This window comes from Paraburkholderia sp. RL18-085-BIA-A, assembly GCF_046027075.1.
In the GTDB taxonomy this organism is placed as follows: domain Bacteria; phylum Pseudomonadota; class Gammaproteobacteria; order Burkholderiales; family Burkholderiaceae; genus Paraburkholderia.
The window spans coordinates 1-4,436 of sequence record NZ_JARESU010000289.1 but is presented as its reverse complement, the minus strand read 5'-3'; the positions used below and the strand labels follow the sequence as shown (position 1 = coordinate 4,436).

The following is a 4,436-nucleotide window of genomic DNA, read 5'->3' as shown; positions in this document are numbered from 1 at the left end:
TGGCGCGGGTGTGGCCAAGGCAATCGCTGCGCTGGAAAAGGCGTCGGCATAGGCGTTCTGCCTATCCAGGAGAACCCAGGGCTATACGCTGGCAATCCAGCCACAGGTTGCCCTGCTGTGTAACGAACGCTGGGCAGGAGGGACAGCCGCGCTTGCGTGGCCGTCCCGGTTGTGACTCTCGCGGTGCGGAACAACCGGGTGGCGGAGGTCGTCCTCAACGTGTATCTGGGGCACTAGACCTTCGCACCGTAGCCGCCGCCCAGGTCCTCCGAACCACGTAAGCCGATGTGACCGGGCGTATAGATCGAGTCGCTCGCTTCGAGTGTATGGCCGCCGTTCTGGTTCGACACATTGCTCACACCGACATCGAGCATGCCGAACAGGGTCACGCTACTCTGCACGTGGACGCTTGAGGTGACGGCGAGCGCTGCGAGCGGAACGACGGCTGCCATTCTCATCGAGGCGATTTCCCCGCGATCGCTCTTGCATCGGCAGATTATGCGGGTCTATCTGGTCAGGCCGCGACCAGGGACCCGTCGTCTTGTGCGGCCCGACGCCGGTCTATTGTGGTAATCAGTCGACCAATAGAGTTGGAGATGAAGTCGAGCGTCGGTTGATCGGTAAAGACCCCGTTCTCGAACTTCTTGTTGACGTGCGGAATGACTATTTCCGGCATCGCGACAACTTCGCAAAGCATCGAGCTTAGCGTTTCTCGCAGTTGATACTGCGCGCGGACGCCACCAAGTGCTCCTGGCGAAATCGTGCAGAAAACAACCGGCTTGCTTTGAAAGCAACTCGCGAATGCCGGTCGCGACAGCCAGTCGAGGGTGTTCTTAAGGACACCGGGAATGCCATGATTGAACTCAGGGGTGACAATTACGACGCCGTCGCTTTGTTCGACGGTGCTTCGGCCATGGGCGACCGCTTCGGGCAAACCGGCTTCCTCGGTGTCCTGGTTGTAATGCGGAAAGTCTCCGATATTCAAACAGTTGAGAGCATGCCCGCGCGATAGCAATTGTTTGCCGATAGCATCCAGGACGGCAGTCGAATACGACGCTTGACGCAGGCTGCCCGAAAGGCCGACAAAATTGAGTGATGTTTTCATGAGGTTGAGTGCGAATGGCAGGAGAGAGCGGTTTTGCTCCAGGGACCATCCGACTGTAGCCGCCAGGCGTATCACACCCCGGACAACCGCTTTCGAATTTCAGCCAAACGCCCGGATCGACGTTTTCGGCAGGCCATGCTGCGCGATCGAATGTTCAACCTAAATGCCGCGCTCAGCGACCATTTCTTTGGAACGCCGCAGGCTCAACGGACAGGCCACGTAACGGCGTACGCATATCAGGTCGCCGCGCTCGAAACCATCAATGCCGAACGTGAAACACTCATCAGGATCCGCCGATCCAAATATCTCAACAACCTGGTTGAGCAGGACCATTGGGCGATCAAGCGGCGCATGCGACCCATGCAGGGGCAACAGTTTCGCTGTCCCCGAATCCTGCTTGGCAGCATCGAAGTCAAGAACACGATCGCCAAAAGACAGATGAAGCGTGCTCGCAAAACCCATCCGTTCACCGTCGATCACTTCTACGAACTGGCAACGTAAGCAGTACTTCGCATATCGATTCGACCTTATTTCGCGAGCCTTACTGCGACATTACCGTTCGGCCGCTCGTCGACCAATAATTTGACAGTACCCGTGCGGGGTGTGCGGCTGCTTTATTGGTCGATGTCATCGTGTTGTCATTCCCCCCGGTTCAAATAATCAACGCGTCGCGCGTCGTCGTGGGCAAACCGTGATGGAAATATGAAGTGCATCGCTCGCGTCACGGGTCTCCTGGCATGATCCGATACATCTAGACGTTTAGATGAGAGAGGGTGCCATGACGATTCTGTGGATGAGCAGGAGCCCCGCTGATCGCCACGCTAGCGTTGACTTCTTCTGCCTCGCGTCGCGCGTGGATGGCAGTCGTCACGCGACGCCGCACTCGCAGAAGTCGCGACGCGCCGCCTCGACTTACAACCACTGCCGCTGCGGCTTACAGCAACACGACGCTGAGGCCGGCGCACATACGGAGCACATTGATGCTGATCAGGAACGCTCGCGTCGTCACGCGGGACGAGGAATTTACAGGCACCTTGCGTATCGAAGATGGTTTCATTCGCGATCTGGAACGTGGCGCCACGTCAGCACGCGAGGCCGTTGACTGGGAAGGCGACTATCTGTTGCCGGGCTTGATCGAACTGCACACTGACAACCTCGAGAAGCATCTCGCGCCGCGTCCGGGCGTGCGGTGGAATATCGACGCGGCGTTCGTGATTCACGATGCGCAGGTGGCCGCGGCCGGCATCACGACCGTCTTCGATTCACTCAGAATCGGCGCGCGTTCCGACGTGGACATGCACAATCGCGATCTGCAGACGCAGTGCACGCAAGTACTCGCACGTTTGTCCGAGAGCGAATTGCTGCGCGCCGAACATTTCCTGCATCTGCGCTGCGAAATCGCCGCGCCCGATGTGGTGGACGTGTTCGATTCGCTCCACACGCATCCGTTGCTACGCCTCGTGTCGGTGATGGATCACACGCCGGGCCAGCGGCAATGGCACGACCGCAACCAGTGGCGCCGCTGGCAGGAACGGCACGGCAAGCTGACTGATGAACGTTTCGCCGCCGTGGTAGCCGAGCTGACGGATGGGCAGGAGCGCTACGCCGACCAGCACCGCCGCGAGATCGTTGCACGCTGCGTGGCGCTCGGCGTGCCGGTGGCGAGCCACGACGATACCGTAGTCGAGCATGTCGAACAGGCGGCGGCCGATGGCATCGTACTGGCCGAATTCCCGACCACCAGCGTCGCCGCACAAGCCGCACGCGAACAAGGTATCGCGACGATCATGGGCGCGCCCAATATCGTGAGGGGCGGGTCGCACTCGGGCAACGTCTCGGCACTCGAACTTGCGAAGGCCGGGTTGCTCGACATCCTGTCGTCCGACTATGTGCCATCGAGTCTGTTGACCGCGGCGTTCGAACTCGTCGACAAGGCTGGCTGGACACTACCGCGCGCAATCGCAACGGTATCTGCCGAACCGGCTCGCAGGGTGGGGCTGTCCGACCGCGGCGCCATCGCCCCCGGTTTGCGGGCCGACTTTGTGCGAGTGAAGGTGCACGATGGGCTGCCCGTACCGCGCGCGACCTGGCGGGCAGGGGAGCGGATCGTCTGACGCATGCCGAGCTGCGCTCGGGCACACGGATGGGGTCGAGCCGGCAGAGGTCAATTCGTCTAGACGGCTCGACAAGTACACAGATGTGTCACATGCGATTTTTAGAATGCGCGAGTTGGAATAGGAGTGCCGTACCGCCCCCTTGAGCAGGAGGCCGGTGCGGAAGCTGTAATTCGTCGTTGAATCGCTCGGCACGCTTTTAATACAACTTGAGGACGATATGAAGGTATCCAAAGTTTTGGCAGCCGCGATGTTTGCAGCGTGTCTCGTCTCCGGTGCGGCGCATGCAGCCGGTACCTGTCCGAACAACGGCGTAGTTCGCTTCGGCGTCGAGCCGTACGAATCGGCGCAACGCATGCTGCCTGTCTATACCGACCTCGCCAAGATGATCGGCGACAAGCTCGGCTGTTCTGTGCAGCTCTACGTCGCAACCAGCTATAACGCTGAAATCGAAGCGATGCGCAACAACAAGCTCGAATTCGGCGAATTCGGCCCGCTCGGCTACGTGCTCGCCCACCAGGTCGCGCACGCCGAGGCCGTCGCCACGTTCGCCGGCGAACAAGGCAAGCCGGCCACCTATTACGCGTCGATCGTCACGTGGCCCGGCTCCGGCCTCAAGAAGCTGACCGACATCAACGGCCATTCGTTTGCATACGCCGATCCGGCTTCCACGTCCGGCCATCTGTTTCCCGCCTACGGTCTGAGCAAGAACGGCATCGACCCGGACAAGGGTGTGAAGGGTGTCTATGCGGGCAGCCATACGGCATCGTTCGAAGCGCTGCGCAACCACAAGGTCGACGCGGGTGAGTTGAACAGCGAAGAAATCGCCAGCGCCAAGCTGCATAGCGAGTACGACCCTGCGGCCTATGTGACGCTGTGGCAATCGGATCCGATTCCGCTCGACCCGCTCGCCGTGCGCGGCGATTTGCCGGCGGATTTCAAGACCCGTCTGGCAAGCGTCCTGAGTTCGCTCGATCTGCGCCAGTTGCCGGAGGCCGATCAGAAGTTTCTCGCGTCGAACCAGAACCCGGAGCTGAAGACGGTGCCGCAATCGGATGCCGCCTACAACCAGATTCGCGATCTGGTTTCTACGCTTCACATCGACCTGGCAAAACTGTGAATACCCTGTTCAGCGCATCTGGTGACATCTCGCGAGACCCGGCGGCCGCGGTTTGGGCCCCCGGGGGCGGGAACCCCCCCGCACCACCCCCCGCCCA

4 protein-coding genes and 1 pseudogene are annotated in these 4,436 nt (G+C 60.5%); 3 read left to right on the top strand and 2 right to left on the bottom strand.

Annotation, left to right across the window (positions count from 1 at the left end; translation table 11 throughout):
• Positions 1–233: 233 nt before the first annotated feature.
• Together P0D89_RS51125 and P0D89_RS51120 are read right to left on the bottom strand one after the other, a co-directional pair.
• Positions 234–452, bottom strand: a complete 219-nt coding sequence (locus P0D89_RS51125; protein ID WP_408379345.1) for a porin — start codon at positions 450–452, stop codon at positions 234–236.
• A 62-nt stretch (positions 453–514) separates the two neighbouring features.
• Positions 515–1,105 carry an NADPH-dependent FMN reductase gene (locus P0D89_RS51120; protein ID WP_408367040.1) on the bottom strand — a complete coding sequence of 197 codons (591 nt, stop codon included), beginning with the start codon at positions 1,103–1,105 and terminating at the stop codon, positions 515–517.
• Positions 1,106–1,348: 243 nt separating this feature from the next.
• Here P0D89_RS51120 and P0D89_RS51115 point away from each other — a divergent pair.
• From P0D89_RS51115 to P0D89_RS51105, 3 genes and pseudogenes are all read left to right on the top strand, one after another.
• Positions 1,349–1,606 (top strand): annotated as a pseudogene (locus P0D89_RS51115) (IS6 family transposase); the annotation flags it as partial.
• Between the two features lie 479 nt (positions 1,607–2,085).
• Entirely contained in the window at positions 2,086–3,219 is a 1,134-nt protein-coding gene (locus P0D89_RS51110) for an alpha-D-ribose 1-methylphosphonate 5-triphosphate diphosphatase (RefSeq protein ID WP_408367042.1), read from the top strand.
• 220 nt (positions 3,220–3,439) lie between these two features.
• Positions 3,440–4,339: a phosphate/phosphite/phosphonate ABC transporter substrate-binding protein gene (locus P0D89_RS51105; protein WP_408367044.1), complete on the top strand. Its 900-nt coding sequence runs from the start codon at positions 3,440–3,442 to the stop codon at positions 4,337–4,339.
• Positions 4,340–4,436: the final 97 nt, after the last annotated feature.